We start from the raw sequence: 17,232 nt of genomic DNA, 5'->3' as shown, positions 1-17,232 counted from the left end.
AGATGGAGGTGACATAACAATGTATGATATCGGAAAAATATATAGTGCAACTTCAATTCAAGATGCAATACAGCATCTTGTGGATGAACCTGATGCTGTAATTATTGCAGGTGGGAGTGATGTACTTATTAAGATTCGTCATGGAAAGCTTGCTGGATGTTCTCTTATAAGTATTTATGGATTAGACCAGCTAAGAGGAATATCTATGGAGGAAAATGGTAGTATAAAAATAGGCGCCCTTACTAGTTTTTCACATATAACAAAAAATGAAATTATTAAAAAACATATTCCAGTACTGGGAGATGCGGTTGATGAAATAGGAGGCCCACAGTTAAGAAACATTGGCACAATTGGAGGGAATATTTCAAATGGTGTTACAAGTGCTGATAGTGCATCGACGTTATTTGCACTGAATGCTATTCTTGAAATAGAAGGGGCAAATGGGAAGAGGGTTATTCCAATTGCGCAGTATTATGTAGGTCCAGGAAAAGTTAGTTTAAAAAATGGTGAAATACTTACGGCTATATATATTACAAAAGAAAATTATGAAAATTTCACAGGTAATTATATTAAATATTCTATGCGTAATGCAATGGATATTGCAACCCTTGGATGCAGTGTAACTTGCAAACTTAATATGCAAAAAGATGTGATTTGCGATGTACATCTTGCCTTTGGGGTTGCAGGTCCTGTCCCTATGAGATGTCCAAAAGCTGAAGAAGCCATAAAGGGAATGAAAATATCTGATGAAATGTTCAATATTTTTGGAGAAATAGCAAAGACAGAAGTTAATCCGCGTACTTCCTGGCGTGCATCTAAAGATTTTCGTCTCCAGCTTGTTTATGAATTGTGTAAACGGGCTTTAAAGGAATCAATAAGACTATCAGGAGGTGTGGTAAATGGCTAATGCAATTTTAAACTTCACAGTAAATGATGAACCTAAACAACTTATGATAGATGATAGAGAGTCACTTACGGATGTTCTCAGAAATCATCTTCATCTTACGAGCGTTAAAAAAGGCTGTGAGGTTGGAGAATGTGGAGCTTGTACTGTCCTTATTAATGATGAAGCTTTTGATTCTTGTATTTACCTTGCAATTTGGGCAGAGGGTAAAGAAATTCGTACAATTGAGGGTTTAATGGATGGTGATGGAAATATATCAGATATTCAAGAAGCATTTATTGATGAAGGTGCTGTCCAATGCGGTTTTTGTACATGTGGAGCTGTTATGGCATCTATCCCTGTTCTTGAAGACAGTAAAGAGTATACAACAGATGAAATTAAAAAAGAACTTTCAGGTAATCTTTGCCGTTGTACAGGTTATGAAAATATTTTGAATGCTGTAGAAAAAGTTAAAAAGCATCGTTGCGAAAATTGTAACCATTGAGAACGATGGTGAAATGTTTTAAACTTCGATCGTCACTGGTTTAAAACAATAATGAAGATTCAAGAAATGAAAAATAAAGCACTTACATCGCTGCGATGGAAGTGCTTTGCTTTTATGTTCTAATATTGAACCCTATCTATTTTAATTTTCCATTTTTTAAAAGCTTCAAGGCTCTCTTCTCTATCTATTTGTAGCCTTTCAACTTGCAATTTTTTTGCCGTTCCGTTTATTACATCATAAATATATTGGTCATCAAAATCTATATTTGCAGCATCTTGCCTTGTTGAACCATAATAAAGTGTTTTTATTTTTGCCCAATGAATTGCTGCAAAACACATAGGACAAGGTTCACAAGAGGAGTATATTATACAATCTGATAAATCGAATTTACCAAGTGCACTAGAAGCTTTTCTAATGGCTGTAACCTCAGCATGTGCAGTAGGGTCGTTGGTCTTAATAACTTGATTATGAGCGGAACTTATAATTTCACCATTTCTTACAATAACGGCTCCAAAAGGGCCACCATCGTTGTTCTCCATTCCAGCTAAAGCTTCTTCTATAGCGATTTTCATAAACTTATTCATTTTTATACCACCTCATTAAAAAGCCACTAAAGTGGCTTGATTTTTTTACATGTTTATTGATTTAGATTTATTATTAGTAATAGTAACGTTTTCAGGTTTATCTTTAGGTAAGATAAGGTTTAGTGCTATTGCAACTATGGTTGTAACAACAATGGATGATTTTCCGAATATAGATATAAACCATGATGGGAATAGAGCAAATGCATTGGGAACTTGAACAATACCTAGACCTAATGCAATTGCAATTCCTACAACTGCTGAGTTTCTCATTGTAAGATTAGTTAAAGAAATCATTTTAACTCCTGTCATTGTTATTGTGGCAAAAACCGAGATTGTTGCTCCGCCAAGAACACATTGAGGAATAGTTGTAAGCAGTGAAGCAAATTTAGGAATAAGACCTGCTAAAATTACAACAAAAGAAGCAAAAGCAAATACCCACTTATTGATAACTTTATTTGTAATTACTATACCTACATTTTGGCTATATGTCGCAGTTGGCATACAACCAAAGAAAGCACCAATTATACTTGAAAATCCGTTTCCGATAATACCACCAGAAAGTTCTTTATCAGTGGGAGATCTATCCATACCTCCACCCGTTGTAGCAGATAAATCACCTATAGCTTGAACAGAATTTACAATATACATTATAGCCATAGATGTTATAGCTGTAATATTAAAGTTTATACCGAAGTGTAGTGGTTTTGGAGCTTGAAATAAGCCAGCTGAAGTCACCGCATCAAAGGATACCATTCCAAGAAATATAGCAATAACATATCCTGCAATTATACCTATTAAAATAGATGCAAGTTTGAGAGTCCCCTTAGTAAAATAATTTAAAAACATAACAACAGCAAGTGTTGTTAGAGCAACAGCCCAATTTTTAGGAGAACCGAAAGTTGGAGAACCAGCACCGCCAGCTATATATATAATAGCGACTGAGTAGAGTGATAATCCTATGCTAAATATAACGGTACCAGTAACAAGAGGTGGAAAGAATGCTAAAAGTTTTTTTAAAAATATCCCAAAAATTATAGCAACTAAACCACCTATTATTTGGGCTCCCAAAACAGTAGCAATATTAAATTCACCAGTAATAGCCGTTAATGTTGGAACATATGCAAAACTTACTCCCATAATTACAGGTAATCTTGAACCAATAACTTTACCAAGTGGAAAAATTTGAATTAAGGTTGCTATACCAGCAAAAAAAAGTGAGGACTGTACAAGTAAAATTTTATCAGCGGCGGTGAGATTTGCAACGCCAGCAATTATGAGAGCCGGTGTAACACAACCAACAATCATAGCAACGACGTGTTGCATGCCTAGCGGTATAATCTCTTTAAGTGAAGGTTTACCATCATATTGGAATAATAAGGATTTTTGATTAGAACTCATAAAAACTCCCCCCAGCATTTAATTTGGGTTATTTTAATTTGCGCTCTTTATTGATCTTCTCAAGCATAGCTAAAACTTCTTGTGGATTATTAACTTTACTTAAGAAAATCATAGCAGCTATTGTATAAGGTTTATAGCTTGCTTCTTTATAAAGTGGTTTGCGATAACGATCAAACACAGAAGCTGCAACTTCTCCAACTTCACAGTTAACACCAGAGATATCAGCGGGCAAACAGTGAAGATAAAGTGCTTTCCCATCTTTTGTAGTTTTCATAAGTTCCTCAGTACACTGCCAATCCTTATGCTCAGCATTTTGTGAAAGGAGTTCTTTTTCAAGTGTATTTATACCAGCTTGGTCATTTTTTGCATATAAATCTGTACGTTTTTCCATAGCGACAAAAGGAGCCCAGCTCTTAGGATAAACTATGTCGGCATCTTTGAATGCTTCTTCCATAGAATTTGTTTTTGTAAATGAACCACCAGACTTCGCAGCATTTTTTATTGAAATTTCTTCGACGGAGCTCATAACTTCATAACCTTCTGGATGTGCAAGAACAACATCCATACCGAAACGAGTTAAAAGTCCAATTACTCCTTGGGGAACTGAAAGGGGCTTACCATAAGATGGAGAATATGCCCATGACATAGCAATTTTTTTACCTTTTAAATTTTCAATACCGCCCAATTCATTTATAATATGAAGAGTATCAGCCATACATTGAGTGGGGTGGTCTATATCACATTGTAAACTAACAAGTGTTGGACGTTGTTCTAAAATCCCTTCATCGTTACCTTCTTGTACAGCCTTAGAAACTTCACGCATATAAGCATTACCTTTTCCAATATACATATCATCACGGATACCTATAACATCTGCCATGAAAGAAATCATGTTAGCGGTTTCTCTTACTGTTTCACCATGAGCAACCTGAGATTTTCCTTCATCAAGATCCTGAACTTCAAGACCAAGAAGGTTACAAGCAGAAGCGAAACTAAATCTTGTACGAGTTGAATTGTCACGGAAGAGTGAAATTCCCAGGCCACTATCGAAAATCTTTGATGATATGTTATTTACTCTTAATTCTTTAAGAGCTTCTGCAACTGTGAACACTGACTCGAGTTCGTCCTTTGATTTTTCCCAAGTGAGCATGAAATCATTATTATACATATTTTTAAAATCTAGGGAGTTAAGTTTGCTGATGTATTTATCCATTAAAGCCATTTTTAAAAACTCCTTTTTATTTAGTATTATTTATTTTTATTTACTTTTACAATAAATCGTTGGGAGAGCAGCATATACAGCAGCACATTTAACCAAGTCATCTTTCCAAGTTTTTTCATTTGGAGCATGTGCCTGAGATTCTGCACCAGGTCCGAATCCTATGCATGGTATTCCATGACGACCCATTATAGCAACACCGTTTGTTGAGAATGTCCATTTATCAGTAAGCGGACGAGCTTTTCTCATTTCATCAGTGCTATAAGAACCGCTTCTTGTTGTTCCGAACATTCCTTGGTATGATTCTTCCATTGCCTTAACAACGGCATGATCTTCAGGAATAACCCAGGTAGGGAAGTAGCAATCCTGAGGGTATGAAAGTCCAGTCCAGCTTTCTTTGTCATATTTATACATAGTGACTTCAGCATTGTATTTTTTAGCAGCTGGAAGTTGACGGATTTCTTCTAAACAACTTTCAAAGGTTTCTCCAGAGGTCATACGACGATCTAATGAAATCGCGCAAGAGTCAGCTACTGCACAACGGCTTGGTGAAGTAAAGAATATTTCTGATGTAGTTACAGTACCACGTCCTAAGAATTGAGATTCTTCGAATTTAGGGTTATATTTTTTATCTAACATTTTTACGAGACCTTTGATTTCTGTAGAATCAGCAGCATCATTTGTGTTAAGGTTTTTGATATCTATTAATATTTCAGCCATTTTGTAGATTGCGTTGTCTCCTCTTTCTGGAGCTGAACCGTGGCATGAAACACCCTTAACATCAACACTGATTTCCATACGTCCTCTATGTCCTCTGTAGATACCGCTATCAGTTGGCTCTGTGCTTACAACGAATTCAGGTTTGATTTTGTCCTGTTCTATGATGTGCAGCCAGCAGTTTCCGTCACAATCCTCTTCCTGTACTGATCCAACTACGAGAGCTGTGTAGTCTTCGCTTAACATGCCAAGATGTTTCATTATCTTAGCGCCGTATACAGCTGATACGATACCACCAAGTTGGTCAGATGCACCACGTCCACCAATTTCTTCCTCAGTTTCAAAACCTATATAAGGGTCAAAAGTCCAGTTACTGAGCTCTCCAAGACCAACAGTGTCAATATGAGCATCAAAAGCTATAAGAGTTTTACCTGTTCCAACGTAACCTAAAATATTTCCCTGTGGATCAATTTCTACTTTGTCAAAACCAAGAGAAATCATTTCTTGTTCTATTCTTTTAACAACACCTTCTTCCCCACAGCTTTCGCCAGGGATAGCAATTAAGTCACGTAAGAATTTTGTCATTGGAGCTTTATAGCTCTCCGCTTTTTCCTTAATACTGTTAAAATCCATTTTTTTATTCCCCCTTAAATTTGAATAAATATTAAATTACTAGTTAAATTGAGAATTATTACAATGATGAATAATTACCATCCCATACAATATTACGATATACATCTGGATCAGTATCTCCCTCTGTTGAAAACAAGAGTACTTTTGAATTTTCATCAAGTTTTAGAGCTTGTTTTAGATCTTTTAAATTATCATTTTTCATTATATTAAATAGAACACCCATTGTTACAGCGCCGGATTCGCCAGAGGTAACAGTAGGATCTCCCTTAATAGGTGCAGCAAGTAGTCTCATTCCTTTAGCGGAAATATTATCTGGGCAAGATACAAAGAATGAACTATTATTTTTTAAAATATCCCATGATATTGTATTTGGTTCTCCACATGCAAGGCCTGCCATGATTGTTTGCATGTCATCAGTAACAATTCTTACATTTCCGTCTTTTGCTGATGCAGAACGGAATATACAATCAGCCTTATTGGGTTCTACTATAGTAACTATTGGTGGATTACCAGGATAAGCATTTGAAAAATAGCCTTGGACTGCACCAGCGAGAGAACCTACACCAGCTTGCAGAAAAATATGTGTTGGTGCATCACAATTATCATTATGCAGTTGTTCATTAGCCTCCATTGCCATTGTTCCATAACCTTGCATAATCCAAGAGGGTATTTCTTCATAACCAAGCCATGCAGTATCTTGAACAACTACAGAATTAGGAGTTTTTGCCGACTCGGCTATTGCGATGCGGACGCATTCGTCATAATTTACATCTTCTATTGTAGCAATAGCGCCTTCCTTTTGAATGTTTTTTAATCTGGTTTTTGAAGAGCCTTTTGGCATGAAAATGACGGATTTTTGATTTAATTTGTTAGCTGACCAGGCAAGACCTCTTCCATGATTCCCATCAGTTGCTGTGAAGAAAGTTGTTTGTCCGAATTCTTTAAGAAGTTCTTTCGATGTAATAGTATCATAATGAAGTGTTGATATATCCTTACCTAATTTTTTTGCAATGTAGCAACCTATAGCAAAAGAACCACCTAAGACCTTAAAAGCGTTTAAGCCAAATCTATAAGACTCATCTTTTACATACAGATTCTTAAGGCCAAGAAATTTAGCCATATTATTTAGTTTAGCTAAGGGCGTTTGACTGTATTGCGGGAAACTTTTATGAAAAGAGGATGCCTTATCAATTTTTTCAAGGGACATTACATTTAACATTTTATTACTGTTTTTAGGGAGCTCATTCCGTATCCAGTTTATTTTATTCATAACAAAACCTCCAAAAAATTTATTTTTTTATATCTACATAATTGTAGATTGAATACTTTGAAATTCCGAAAAAACTTGCTATTTTATCGCCTGCTTTAGTAATTAGGAAAGCGCCGGCATCATTAAGATATTGAATAGCTTGTATCTTTTCGTCTTTACTCATTAATGCAACTGGTTTATTTATTTTCATTAAAGATTCTTCTAATAAATCATCTAGTAGTTGATTTACATTTTGAGGAATTTTATCCCCGTCATAAATGTTTTCTTTATGACTAATTAAGGACTCTATACAATTACTAGCAATTGTAAGCTCAGTAATATCATAATTTATAGAAAATATACCAACAGGAATGTTTTCATCATTTCGTATATATATAGTACTCGATTTTAGAATCCTGCCATCGTGAGTTTTGGTAATATAGTTTAAATTATCTTCAATTTGTTCACAATTGTTTTTTAAAGCAGTTAATACAACACGCGAAGCGCTACTAGTGCTCGTTGTTCTTTTTGTAACATCGCCATTCTCAATAAATAGAATGGGATAATCTGGGTTGCCGGAAGATAAGTCATGTATAACTACTTCACAATTTCGCCCAAATTGAGATGAAATGCCTTTGGCTAAATTTTTTAAAAAATCTAAATTACTGTTAATATCCATAATAAACCTCTCAATCGGCTATATAATAAGTAATAATTTATAAAATATTACAATATTTATAAGATAAGTATATCAGTGTTTTCTTATAAATCAATAAAAAATACAAAAATTTTTTAAGCTTACAAAAATTTTATTGGAATGAATTGACTAAATTCGGAAAAAAATGGTAGAATAAATTTGGAATAGTAAAAACAATGAGAACAATCAATTAATTACATATCATTTTGAAAATATATTACAGGAGGGATATTATGATTTTAATAGGCAATGGTAAGTTATTGACTAGAGATAATGACAATACATTTATTGAGGATGGTTGTGTATGTATTGATGCTAATATTATAGTGAATATCGGAACCACAGAGCAAATGAAGAAAAAGTATGAGGGCGCTGAGTTTATTGATGCTAAAAAAGGTTTAATTATGCCAGGAATGATTAATACTCATCATCACATATATAGTGCATTTGCCCGTGGTCTTTCTATTAAAGGGAATAACCCTAAAAGCTTTTTAGATATTCTTTCTGGAATGTGGTGGAAAATAGATAGATTATTAACACTCGAAGATACAGAATATAGTGCATATTCAACATACTTAGATTGTATAAGAAATGGGGTTACAACTGTTTTTGACCATCATGCAAGTTATGGTAGTATTTCCGGAAGTTTATTTCAAATATCGGGTGTTGCTAAAAAGCTAGGAATTCGTACATCTTTATGTTATGAAGTTTCTGATAGAGATGGAGAGGGAAAAATGAGACAAGCTGTAAAAGAAAATGTTGAATTTATGAAGTCAGCTAAAAAGGATTCCTCTGATATGCAAAAGGGTATGATGGGACTTCATGCATCTTTTACATTAAGTAATAAAACACTTGAGTATTGTGCTAAAAATATAACCTGTGGTGCTGGGTATCATGTGCATACAGCAGAAGGTATAGATGATGTATATGATTCTTTAAAAAAATACAATAAAAGAATAGTAAATCGTTTATTTGATTTTGATATTTTGGGTGAAAAAACTATTGCTGTTCACTGTATACACATAAATCCTGCTGAAATGGATTTATTAAAAGAAACAGATACAATGGTAGTACACAATCCTGAATCTAATATGGGTAACGCTGTAGGATGTACACCTGTGCTAGAGCTTGTTAAAAAAGGATTGACTTTAGGGCTTGGAACTGACGGATATACAAGCGACATGTTTGAATCCATGAAGGTTGCAAATATTTTGCATAAGCATAATAACTGTAATCCATCTGTTGGATGGGATGAAATTCCTATAATGACATTTAAAAACAATGCAAAGATTGCTAATAGATTCTTTGAAAAACCTCTTGGAATTATACAAAAGGGAGCTTATGCTGACATTATAGTAGCAGAATACGATCCACTAACGCCATTTAATGTAAATAATGCAAACGCTCATATTTTGTTTGGAATTAATGGAAGATGTGTAACAACTACGATGATAAATGGTAAGGTTCTTATGAAGGAGCGTGAAATAATCGGTGTTGATTCTGAGCAAATCATGGCGAAATCAAGAGAATTATCAAATGAATTGTGGAATAAAATCAACAGCTAAAAAACAATAAAAATAAGGGGGTATTACCTATGGGTGATAGAATGACACCTATTCCATTTAAAAACTTAATGGAGTGGATAACTTACGAAAATAAAAAGCAGGTCAAGATATTTGGAGTAAACAAATTTTTCAAAAAGCAGGATAATAAGGTTCTCGAAATATTTGGAGAAAAAATTGAAACTCCTTTTGGTCCAGCAGCTGGTCCACATACACAGTTAGCACAAAACATAATTGCAGCTTACGTTTCTGGGTGTAGATTTTTTGAATTAAAAACAGTGCAAACCCTTGACGGTGAAGATTTACCTGTGTCAAAGCCATGCATAAGAGCAGAAGATGAGTGCTATAACGTAGAGTGGTCAACAGAGCTTAGAGTTACCGAGGCATATGATGAGTATGTTAAGGCTTGGTTTGCACTAAAAATATTATCAAAGGAACTTGAGCTAGGAAGTCCTGATGGATTTATTTTTAATATGAGTGTAGGATATGATTTTGAGGGGATTTCTTCACCTAAAATAGGTGAATTTATTAGGGGACTTAAAGATGCATCTAAAAGTGATATATGGAGTGAATGCAGGTCATACGTCTTTGGAAATATGGATAAATTCCAAAACATTGATAGTGAATATGTTGAGCATATATCACCTAAGGTATGTACATCGATAACATTATCAACATTACATGGATGTCCATCACAAGAAATTGAACGCATTGCAACATACCTAATAAATGAAAAAGGGCTAAACACTTATGTGAAATGTAATCCCACATTATTAGGTTATGAATTTGTACGTAAAACTTTAGATGATATGGGGTATGATTATGTTTCATTTGATGAACATCACTTCAATGAGGACTTGCAATTTAATGATGCTACTCCTATGTTTAGAGGTTTACAAGATTTGGCAAGCAAGAAAGGATTGTCATTTGGCGTTAAATTAACGAATACAGTTCCAGCTCAGATTAAAAATGCTGAATTACCAGGTGATGAGATGTATATGTCAGGAAAATCTCTATATCCCCTTTCAATAGCACTTGCATATAAGCTTTCAAAAGAATTTGGAGGAAAACTTAAGATTTCTTATTCAGGGGGTGCAGACGTTTTTAATATAAATGATATATTTGAAACGGGTATATGGCCTATAACTATAGCAACAACACTTTTAAAAGTTGGTGGATATCAAAGGTGTGTTCAAATTGCTGAAAAATTAAACAAGTCGGAATATGCTAATAAGTATGTTATTGATAATGGAAAATTAAGAGATCTTAAAGATAAATCAGTAAAAGATATTCATCATATAAAGCCTATAAAACCAATTCCTAATCGCAAAATAAATGAGAAAGTACCATTAGTTGATTGCTTTATTGCATCATGCGAGAAGGGATGTCCTATAGGACAAGATATTCCAGAGTACATACGTCTTGTTTCAGAAGGAAAACATCTTGAAGCACTAAAGGTAATAGTTGAAAAAAATCCACTCCCATTTATTACTGGAACAATATGCAGTCATGCTTGCATGAGCAAATGCATCAGAAATTTCTGCGATGAGTCTGTTAACATAAGGAATATAAAATTACAAGCAGCAGAAAAAGCATACGATAGTTTAATTAAGGAACTTAAGATAGCAGATAAAGGTGATGCACGGGTAGCAATTGTTGGTGGAGGAACTACAGGTCTTGCGGCAGCGTATTTCCTTGCAAGAGAAGGAATCAATGTAACAATTTTTGAAAAAAGAAACTCTTTAGGAGGAATAGTAAAACATGTTATTCCAGGATTTAGAATACCATCAAATTCTATTGAGAAAGACATTGAGCTTGTTCGAAGCGTGGGAGTTAAAATTGAATTAAATTCAGAGAAGAATTCTGCAGATGAGTTGAAAAAGCAAGGATATAAATATGTCCTATTTGCGATCGGGGCATGGCAGCCAGGTAGAGTTAATATCGAAGGCGGAAATGTAATAAATGTACTTCATTTTTTAGAGAAATTAAAGAATAATGATAAAAATTTAAATATTGGTAAAAATGTTGTAGTAGTAGGTGGTGGTAACACTGCTATGGATGCAGCTAGGGCAGCTAAAAGAGTAGACGGAGTAGAGAATGTATATGTAGTATATCGTAGAACTAAAAAATACATGCCTGCAGATGTCGAAGAATTGCAAATGGCAATCAAAGATGGAGTAGAATTTAAGGAATTACTATCACCTGTAAAAGTTAGCGGTGGTGTTCTTAAATGTGAGGTTATGAAACTCGGAGAACCAGATGAAAGTGGAAGACGAAGACCAGTTCCAAGCGGCGATATGGTAGATATAAAAGCAGATATCGTTATATCAGCAGTTGGGGAGAAGATAGATACTAAGATATTTGAAGAAAATAATATTAAACTAAATGAAAAAGGACAAGCCGATGTAAATGCACAAACACTAGAAACAAACATTAAAAAAGTATATGTTGCTGGAGATGGTCTGCATGGACCGGCTACAGTAGTTGAAGGCATAGCAGATGCAACAAGATTTGCAAGGTCTATAGTCAAAGAAGAAATGAATCGTGATTTAAGAATAAATATGCCAAAAGCAAGCACAAATACTGAAGCGGCAATAGCTAAAAAAGGTATACTCCAAATGGCTGAGTGCGGTCCTAAAGAATGCGCACGATGTCTTGAGTGTTCAACAATATGTGAAGCTTGTGTCGATGTCTGCCCTAACCGTGCAAATATTACTATAAAAGTAAAAGGTAATAAAATGCATCAAATAATTCACTTGGATAAACTATGTAATGAGTGTGGAAACTGTGAAACGTTCTGTCCATATGATAGCGCTCCATATAAAGAAAAGCTTACACTATTTGCTAAAGAAGCCGATTTTGAAAACAGCAAAAACATGGGATTTGTATTAATTAATAAAGATGAAAAAATCGTAAAAGTTAGGTTAGATAGAGAAGTTTTAGAAGTTAATCTTAATGAAAACAATACAGAAATACCTAAAGACATTGGAAATATGATTTGGGCTGTAATTTCGAACTATAGTTATATGATTTGAAAATTGATGAGGTGGGTTAAATGTTAATTATTATAAAAAATGGGACTATTGTAACTCCTAGAAAAAGCTATATTTCTGATATTAAAATTGAAGATGAGATAATTACCTCTATTGGTGAAAATTTAGAAGATGATAAAGCACAAATTATAGATGCAGCAGGTTGTTTAGTATTTCCAGGATTTATTGATTCTCATACTCACTTTGATTTAGATACAGGATACACTAGAACTGCAGATGATTTTAAAACAGGTACTGCCGCGGCTATTGTAGGTGGAACCACAACGATTTTGGATTATGCAACTCAAAACAAAGGAGAAACTCTAAGTGAAGCGCTAATAAATTGGCATAATTTAGCTAAAGATGTTTCAAGTTGCGATTATGGATTTCATATGGCAATAACGCAGTGGAATGCAGATGTAAAAGATGAACTTAAAATAATGAAAGACCAGGGAATAACATCATTTAAAGCATATATGGCCTATGACAATTTGCGTCTTAATGATGGAGAGATATATGATCTTTTAAAGTGCTTAAAAAAATATAATGGTTTGCTTTGTGTTCATTGTGAAAATGGTGATCTTGTAAATACTATGATAAAAGAACAGCTTAATAGTGGAAATACGACCCCGGTAGCCCATCCACTGTCACGACCTAATATTGTGGAATCAGAAGCAGTATCAAGATATATAGATATTGCAAATTTAGCAGACGCGCCTATATATATTGTACATCTAAGTACAAAAGAAGCTTTAGAAGAGGTATTAAAAGCAAGAAAAAGAGGACAAAAAATATATGTAGAAACATGTCCTCAATATCTACTTTTAGAAGATAGTTTATATTTATCAGAGGATTTCGAAAGTGCTAAGTATGTTCTGTCACCACCTTTAAGAAAAAAAGATGATCTAGAAAGATTATGGCAAGCTTTATCAAAGGAAGATATTGATACAATTGGAACAGATCATTGCAGTTTTAATTTTAAAGGTCAAAAAGATCATGGTATAAACGATTTTAGTAAAATACCCAATGGTATACCAGGGGTTGAACATAGACCAATCCTTATGTACACCTATGGAGTAGATAAAGGTAGAATAAGTAAAGAGCAAATGTGTTCTCTGCTTAGTGAAAATATTGCAAAGATTTTTGGAATGTATCCTAGAAAGGGAGCATTACAAGTTGGAAGTGATGCGGATATAGTTGTATGGGATATAAGAAATCAAGGAATTATATCTAAGTATAATCAAACACAAAATGTAGATTATACACCTTTTGAAGGATTTAGAACTGTAGGGTCTGCTAAGCATGTTTTTCTACGAGGGACACAGATTGTAGAGAATGGAAATATTATAAAGCAGAATTTTGGGAAATATATAAAACGGGGTGGTCGCAATTTTTAACTTTGTTGTAAATGGGAATAAAGTTAGGGCTAAGGAAGATAAAAAGCTAATTACATTCTTAAGGGAAGATTTGAATTTAACATCAGTTAAAAATGGGTGCTCTGAGGGTGCCTGTGGAACATGTATGGTTTTAGTTGACGGCGAGGCAAAAAAAGCATGCATATTAAAAACAAGCAAGCTTGTAGATAAAAATATTATAACGGTTGAAGGCCTAACTGGTAGAGAAAAAGATGTATATGGATATGCTTTTATGCAGGCAGGAGCAGTACAGTGTGGTTTTTGTACTCCAGGAATGGTTATAAGTGCAAAGAGTCTTATTGATAAGGTAGAAAATCCAACTGAGGTCGAAATAAAAAATGCTTTGAAGAATAATATTTGCCGCTGCACGGGATATGTGAAAATAATTGAAGCTGTGAAGCTGGCGGCTAAACTATTACAAGAAAACACAGAGGTACCTAAATCTACTTGTAAAGGTTTAATAGGAGAAAATTTGAATAGAATTGATGCTGTAGACAAAGTGCTTGGCACAGCAGAATATGTAGATGATATGCGTATAGATGGGATGATTTATGGTGGAGCGGTTAGAACTAAATATCCACGTGCCTTAGTAAAAAGTATAGATATTAGTGAAGCTAAAAGACTACAAGGTGTTTATTTAGTAATTACAGCGGATGAGCTTCCTGGAAGCCTAAAAGTTGGTCATATTATAAAGGATTGGGATGTATTAATACCAATGGGAAAGATAACTCACTGCATAGGAGATGCTATAGTTCTAATAGCTGCCCGAACGAAAGAAATACTAGAAAAAGCTAAATCTTTAGTTAAAATTGATTTTGAAGAATTAACACCGGTTACATGTCCGGAAGATGCACTGAAGGGAGGTGCGCCTCAAGTACATGCAAGCGGTAATTTATTAGTAACTGAAAGCATGGTATTTGGCAATGCAGATAAATATATAAAAAGTTCGAAATACAGCGTAACAAATAAATACAGCACGCCATTTACAGAACATGCTTTTTTAGAAACCGAAACGGCAGTAGCTGCGCCAGATGGTAATGATGGAATAATAATATATTGCGGTGACCAAGGTATTTATCAAACAAGGAAGGAATGTGCAGAAGCTTTAGGGATTGATCAAAGTAAAGTAAGGGTTGTAAGTAAAATAGTTGGTGGTGGTTTTGGTGGAAAAGAAGATATGAGCGTTCAACACCATGCATCAATTCTAGCTTATTTATGTAACAAACCTGTGAAGGTTGCATTAAGTCGCAGGGAAAGCATGATGATACATCCCAAACGTCATGCTATGGAGATGGAGGTTACAACTGCGTGTGATGAAAATGGATATTTGATTGCTATGAAAGCTATCATAATAGCTGATACAGGAGCATATGCGTCGCTGGGCGGACCTGTGCTGCAAAGAGCATGCACCCATGCAGCAGGGCCGTATAATTATCATAATATTGATATAATTGGGAAAGCAGTATATACAAATAATCCACCAGCTGGTGCATTTAGAGGGTTTGGGGTAACACAGAGCTGTTTTGCAATAGAAAGCAATTTAAATCAGCTTGCGCATTTGGCTTCAATAACTCCCTTTGAAATAAGATATAGAAACGCAATTAGACCAGGCCAAGTACTTCCTAATGGTCAAATTGCAGATTCATCAACATCTATTGTTGAAACTTTGGAAGCAGTGAAAGAAATATGCAAGCAAAATCCTAAAGCAGGAATAGCTTGTTCTATTAAAAACAGTGGACTAGGAGTCGGAATCCCTGATATTGGACGTTGCACGCTGGTTATAAAGGATGGTAGCGTATATATTCATACCAGTGCGGCTTGTATTGGACAAGGGCTTGGGACTATATTAACGCAAATAGTTTGTGAAACCCTTAATATGTCATCGGATAAAGTGGTACATGCAGCGCCAGATACTTTGACTTGCCCTGATTCTGGGAATACAACAGCTTCACGCCAAACATTATTCACAGGTGAGGCAGTAAAAAGAGCAGCTAGAGAACTTCTTGATGCATTAACTTATCAAACATTAGAAAACTTAGATGGGCAAGAATTCTATGGAGAATTTAAAGGGATAACTGATAAAATGAGCTCAATTAAACAAAACCCTGTAAGTCATGTAGCTTATGGCTATGCTACACAGGTAGTTATTTTGAATGATGAGGGTAAACTTTTGAAGGTTATTGCGGTTCATGATGTTGGTACTCCTATAAATCCTAAAAGTATTGAGGGGCAGATTGAAGGCGGTGTTGTTATGAGTCTTGGATATGCTCTAACAGAGGATTATCCGCTTAGGGGCAGCGTACCAACTGCAAAATTTGGGACACTGGGATTGTTTAAAGCAACGGAGGTACCGAAAATAGAATCTATTATATTAGGTAGAGGAAATATGAATCTTGCATATGGAGCGAAGGGAATAGGTGAGATATGTTCAATACCAACTGCGCCTGCTGTGGCTGGTGCGTATTATAGCTATGATGGAGAGTTTAGAACAAAGCTACCTATTTTGAATACGCCATACAGTAAGAAAAAATAAGTAGGTGATATCATGAAGCTGAGTAATTATATGGAATTGAAGAAAAAAGACATTATATCTTTTGTAGGTGCAGGTGGGAAAACCACGATGATGTTTAAGCTTGCAGAAGAGCTGAGAGCGAATAATAGGGTCTTAGTAACTACAACCACTAAGATATACATTCCATTAGATGATAAGTATGACTTTATATGCACTGATAAAGAAATAATTCCAAGGTATATTACTATGAATAGAAATGGAATTTATATTTTAGGATTAGCTGTAAATGGAGAAAATAAAATATTGGGGCTAAGCACAAAAGAATTAGATGAGTTAGTACCACATTTTGACTATATACTAATAGAGGCAGATGGGGCAAAGGAAAAACAGCTAAAAGGGTGGAATGAATTTGAACCAGTTATATACGCAAAAACTACAAAAACTGTAGGAATTATAGATATGCAGTCATGTGGTATTCTAATTAATGAGAGCAATATTCATAGAAGTAAGATATTTTGTGAAATAACGGGGGTAAAAGAGGAAGAAACTGTTAAAATTGAACACCTATCTAAGCTAATATTTCATCCTAAGGGGTTGTTTAAGGGAGCACAAGGAGAAAAAATACTATACATAAATAAAATAGAAGACCCCCATCATTTAATATTAGCCAGGTTGTTAGTTAAGGAAATAAATTTAAAGAATAAGAAATTATTAAATAGTATATTTATTGGAAGTTTAAAAACTAACGTATATTTTGGAGAATCCCATGAAGGTATTATATGATTAGAAGGATTTTTTATCATATAAATTATGTAAGAAAAATGAA

General features: G+C 34.5%; 13 protein-coding genes. 7 read left to right on the top strand and 6 right to left on the bottom strand.

All coding sequences use genetic code 11. From position 1 onward, the window contains the following. Positions 1-19 precede the first annotated feature (19 nt). Positions 20-907 (top strand): xanthine dehydrogenase subunit XdhB, encoded by an 888-nt coding sequence (gene xdhB, locus ACWJKE_RS09690; protein WP_220286738.1) that lies wholly within the window; start codon positions 20-22, stop codon positions 905-907. Next, a complete protein-coding gene (xdhC, locus tag ACWJKE_RS09685; RefSeq protein WP_216304250.1) occupies positions 900-1,388 on the top strand; it encodes a xanthine dehydrogenase subunit XdhC in 489 nt (162 codons plus the stop codon). Before xdhB ends, xdhC begins: the two co-directional genes overlap by 8 nt. Positions 1,389-1,507: 119 nt before the next feature. On the opposite strand, the gene ACWJKE_RS09680 is transcribed toward xdhC, so the two are convergent. Genes ACWJKE_RS09680 through ACWJKE_RS09655 form a run of 6 tightly spaced genes read right to left on the bottom strand, consistent with a single transcriptional unit; the run spans position 1,508 to position 7,867 of the window. Then, positions 1,508-1,972, bottom strand: a complete 465-nt coding sequence (locus ACWJKE_RS09680; protein WP_216304251.1) for a nucleoside deaminase — start codon at positions 1,970-1,972, stop codon at positions 1,508-1,510. 45 nt (positions 1,973-2,017) lie between these two features. Further along, the gene (locus tag ACWJKE_RS09675; RefSeq protein ID WP_220286737.1) at positions 2,018-3,370 is read right to left on the bottom strand and encodes a uracil-xanthine permease family protein; all 1,353 of its coding nucleotides are present in this window, start codon (positions 3,368-3,370) and stop codon (positions 2,018-2,020) included. Between the two features lie 28 nt (positions 3,371-3,398). Next, on the bottom strand, positions 3,399-4,592 hold the full coding sequence (gene ygeW, locus ACWJKE_RS09670) for a knotted carbamoyltransferase YgeW (RefSeq protein WP_220286736.1): 1,194 nt from the start codon (positions 4,590-4,592) through the stop codon (positions 3,399-3,401). A 36-nt stretch (positions 4,593-4,628) separates the two neighbouring features. Further along, positions 4,629-5,939: a YgeY family selenium metabolism-linked hydrolase gene (locus ACWJKE_RS09665; RefSeq protein WP_462952574.1), complete on the bottom strand. Its 1,311-nt coding sequence runs from the start codon at positions 5,937-5,939 to the stop codon at positions 4,629-4,631. Between the two features lie 58 nt (positions 5,940-5,997). Continuing rightward, a complete protein-coding gene (gene dpaL, locus ACWJKE_RS09660; RefSeq protein WP_216304255.1) occupies positions 5,998-7,209 on the bottom strand; it encodes a diaminopropionate ammonia-lyase in 1,212 nt (403 codons plus the stop codon). Positions 7,210-7,228: 19 nt separating this feature from the next. Continuing rightward, positions 7,229-7,867 carry a helix-turn-helix transcriptional regulator gene (locus ACWJKE_RS09655; RefSeq protein ID WP_462958756.1) on the bottom strand — a complete coding sequence of 213 codons (639 nt, stop codon included), beginning with the start codon at positions 7,865-7,867 and terminating at the stop codon, positions 7,229-7,231. Positions 7,868-8,118: 251 nt separating this feature from the next. Here ACWJKE_RS09655 and ssnA point away from each other — a divergent pair, with 251 nt between their 5' ends. Genes ssnA through yqeC form a run of 5 tightly spaced genes read left to right on the top strand, consistent with a single transcriptional unit; the run spans position 8,119 to position 17,189 of the window. Next, on the top strand, positions 8,119-9,450 hold the full coding sequence (gene ssnA / locus ACWJKE_RS09650; protein WP_462958755.1) for a putative aminohydrolase SsnA: 1,332 nt from the start codon (positions 8,119-8,121) through the stop codon (positions 9,448-9,450). A gap of 29 nt (positions 9,451-9,479) precedes the next feature. Further along, positions 9,480-12,482, top strand: coding sequence for a putative selenate reductase subunit YgfK (ygfK, locus tag ACWJKE_RS09645; protein WP_462952572.1), 3,003 nt, complete (start codon positions 9,480-9,482; stop codon positions 12,480-12,482). A 20-nt stretch (positions 12,483-12,502) separates the two neighbouring features. Then, complete coding sequence (gene hydA / locus ACWJKE_RS09640) at positions 12,503-13,876, top strand: dihydropyrimidinase (protein ID WP_216304259.1); 1,374 nt, start codon at positions 12,503-12,505, stop codon at positions 13,874-13,876. Further along, entirely contained in the window at positions 13,869-16,427 is a 2,559-nt protein-coding gene (xdh, locus tag ACWJKE_RS09635; RefSeq protein ID WP_462959361.1) for a selenium-dependent xanthine dehydrogenase, read from the top strand. The genes hydA and xdh overlap by 8 nt, the downstream gene beginning before the upstream one ends. Before the next feature lie 12 nt (positions 16,428-16,439). Further along, positions 16,440-17,189 (top strand): selenium cofactor biosynthesis protein YqeC, encoded by a 750-nt coding sequence (yqeC, locus tag ACWJKE_RS09630; RefSeq protein WP_462958754.1) that lies wholly within the window; start codon positions 16,440-16,442, stop codon positions 17,187-17,189. The last annotated feature ends 43 nt before the right edge of the window (positions 17,190-17,232 follow it).

The sequence above is a fragment of the Clostridium sp. CM036 genome (assembly GCF_055081135.1).
The sequence above is the reverse complement of the archived record's forward strand: the minus strand, read 5'-3'. Positions and strand labels throughout refer to the sequence as shown.

Excerpts from the sequence above, each read along its gene's own strand:
- xdhB (WP_220286738.1), top strand. The coding sequence starts at position 20 with ATGTATGATATCGGAAAAATATATAGTGCAACTTCAATTCAAGATGCA.
- xdhC (WP_216304250.1), top strand. The coding sequence starts at position 900 with ATGGCTAATGCAATTTTAAACTTCACAGTAAATGATGAACCTAAACAA.
- ACWJKE_RS09680 (WP_216304251.1), bottom strand. The coding sequence starts at position 1,972 with ATGAATAAGTTTATGAAAATCGCTATAGAAGAAGCTTTAGCTGGAATG.
- ACWJKE_RS09675 (WP_220286737.1), bottom strand. The coding sequence starts at position 3,370 with ATGAGTTCTAATCAAAAATCCTTATTATTCCAATATGATGGTAAACCT.
- ygeW (WP_220286736.1), bottom strand. The coding sequence starts at position 4,592 with ATGGCTTTAATGGATAAATACATCAGCAAACTTAACTCCCTAGATTTT.
- ACWJKE_RS09665 (WP_462952574.1), bottom strand. The coding sequence starts at position 5,939 with ATGGATTTTAACAGTATTAAGGAAAAAGCGGAGAGCTATAAAGCTCCA.
- dpaL (WP_216304255.1), bottom strand. The coding sequence starts at position 7,209 with ATGAATAAAATAAACTGGATACGGAATGAGCTCCCTAAAAACAGTAAT.
- ACWJKE_RS09655 (WP_462958756.1), bottom strand. The coding sequence starts at position 7,867 with ATGGATATTAACAGTAATTTAGATTTTTTAAAAAATTTAGCCAAAGGC.
- ssnA (WP_462958755.1), top strand. The coding sequence starts at position 8,119 with ATGATTTTAATAGGCAATGGTAAGTTATTGACTAGAGATAATGACAAT.
- ygfK (WP_462952572.1), top strand. The coding sequence starts at position 9,480 with ATGGGTGATAGAATGACACCTATTCCATTTAAAAACTTAATGGAGTGG.
- hydA (WP_216304259.1), top strand. The coding sequence starts at position 12,503 with ATGTTAATTATTATAAAAAATGGGACTATTGTAACTCCTAGAAAAAGC.
- yqeC (WP_462958754.1), top strand. The coding sequence starts at position 16,440 with ATGAAGCTGAGTAATTATATGGAATTGAAGAAAAAAGACATTATATCT.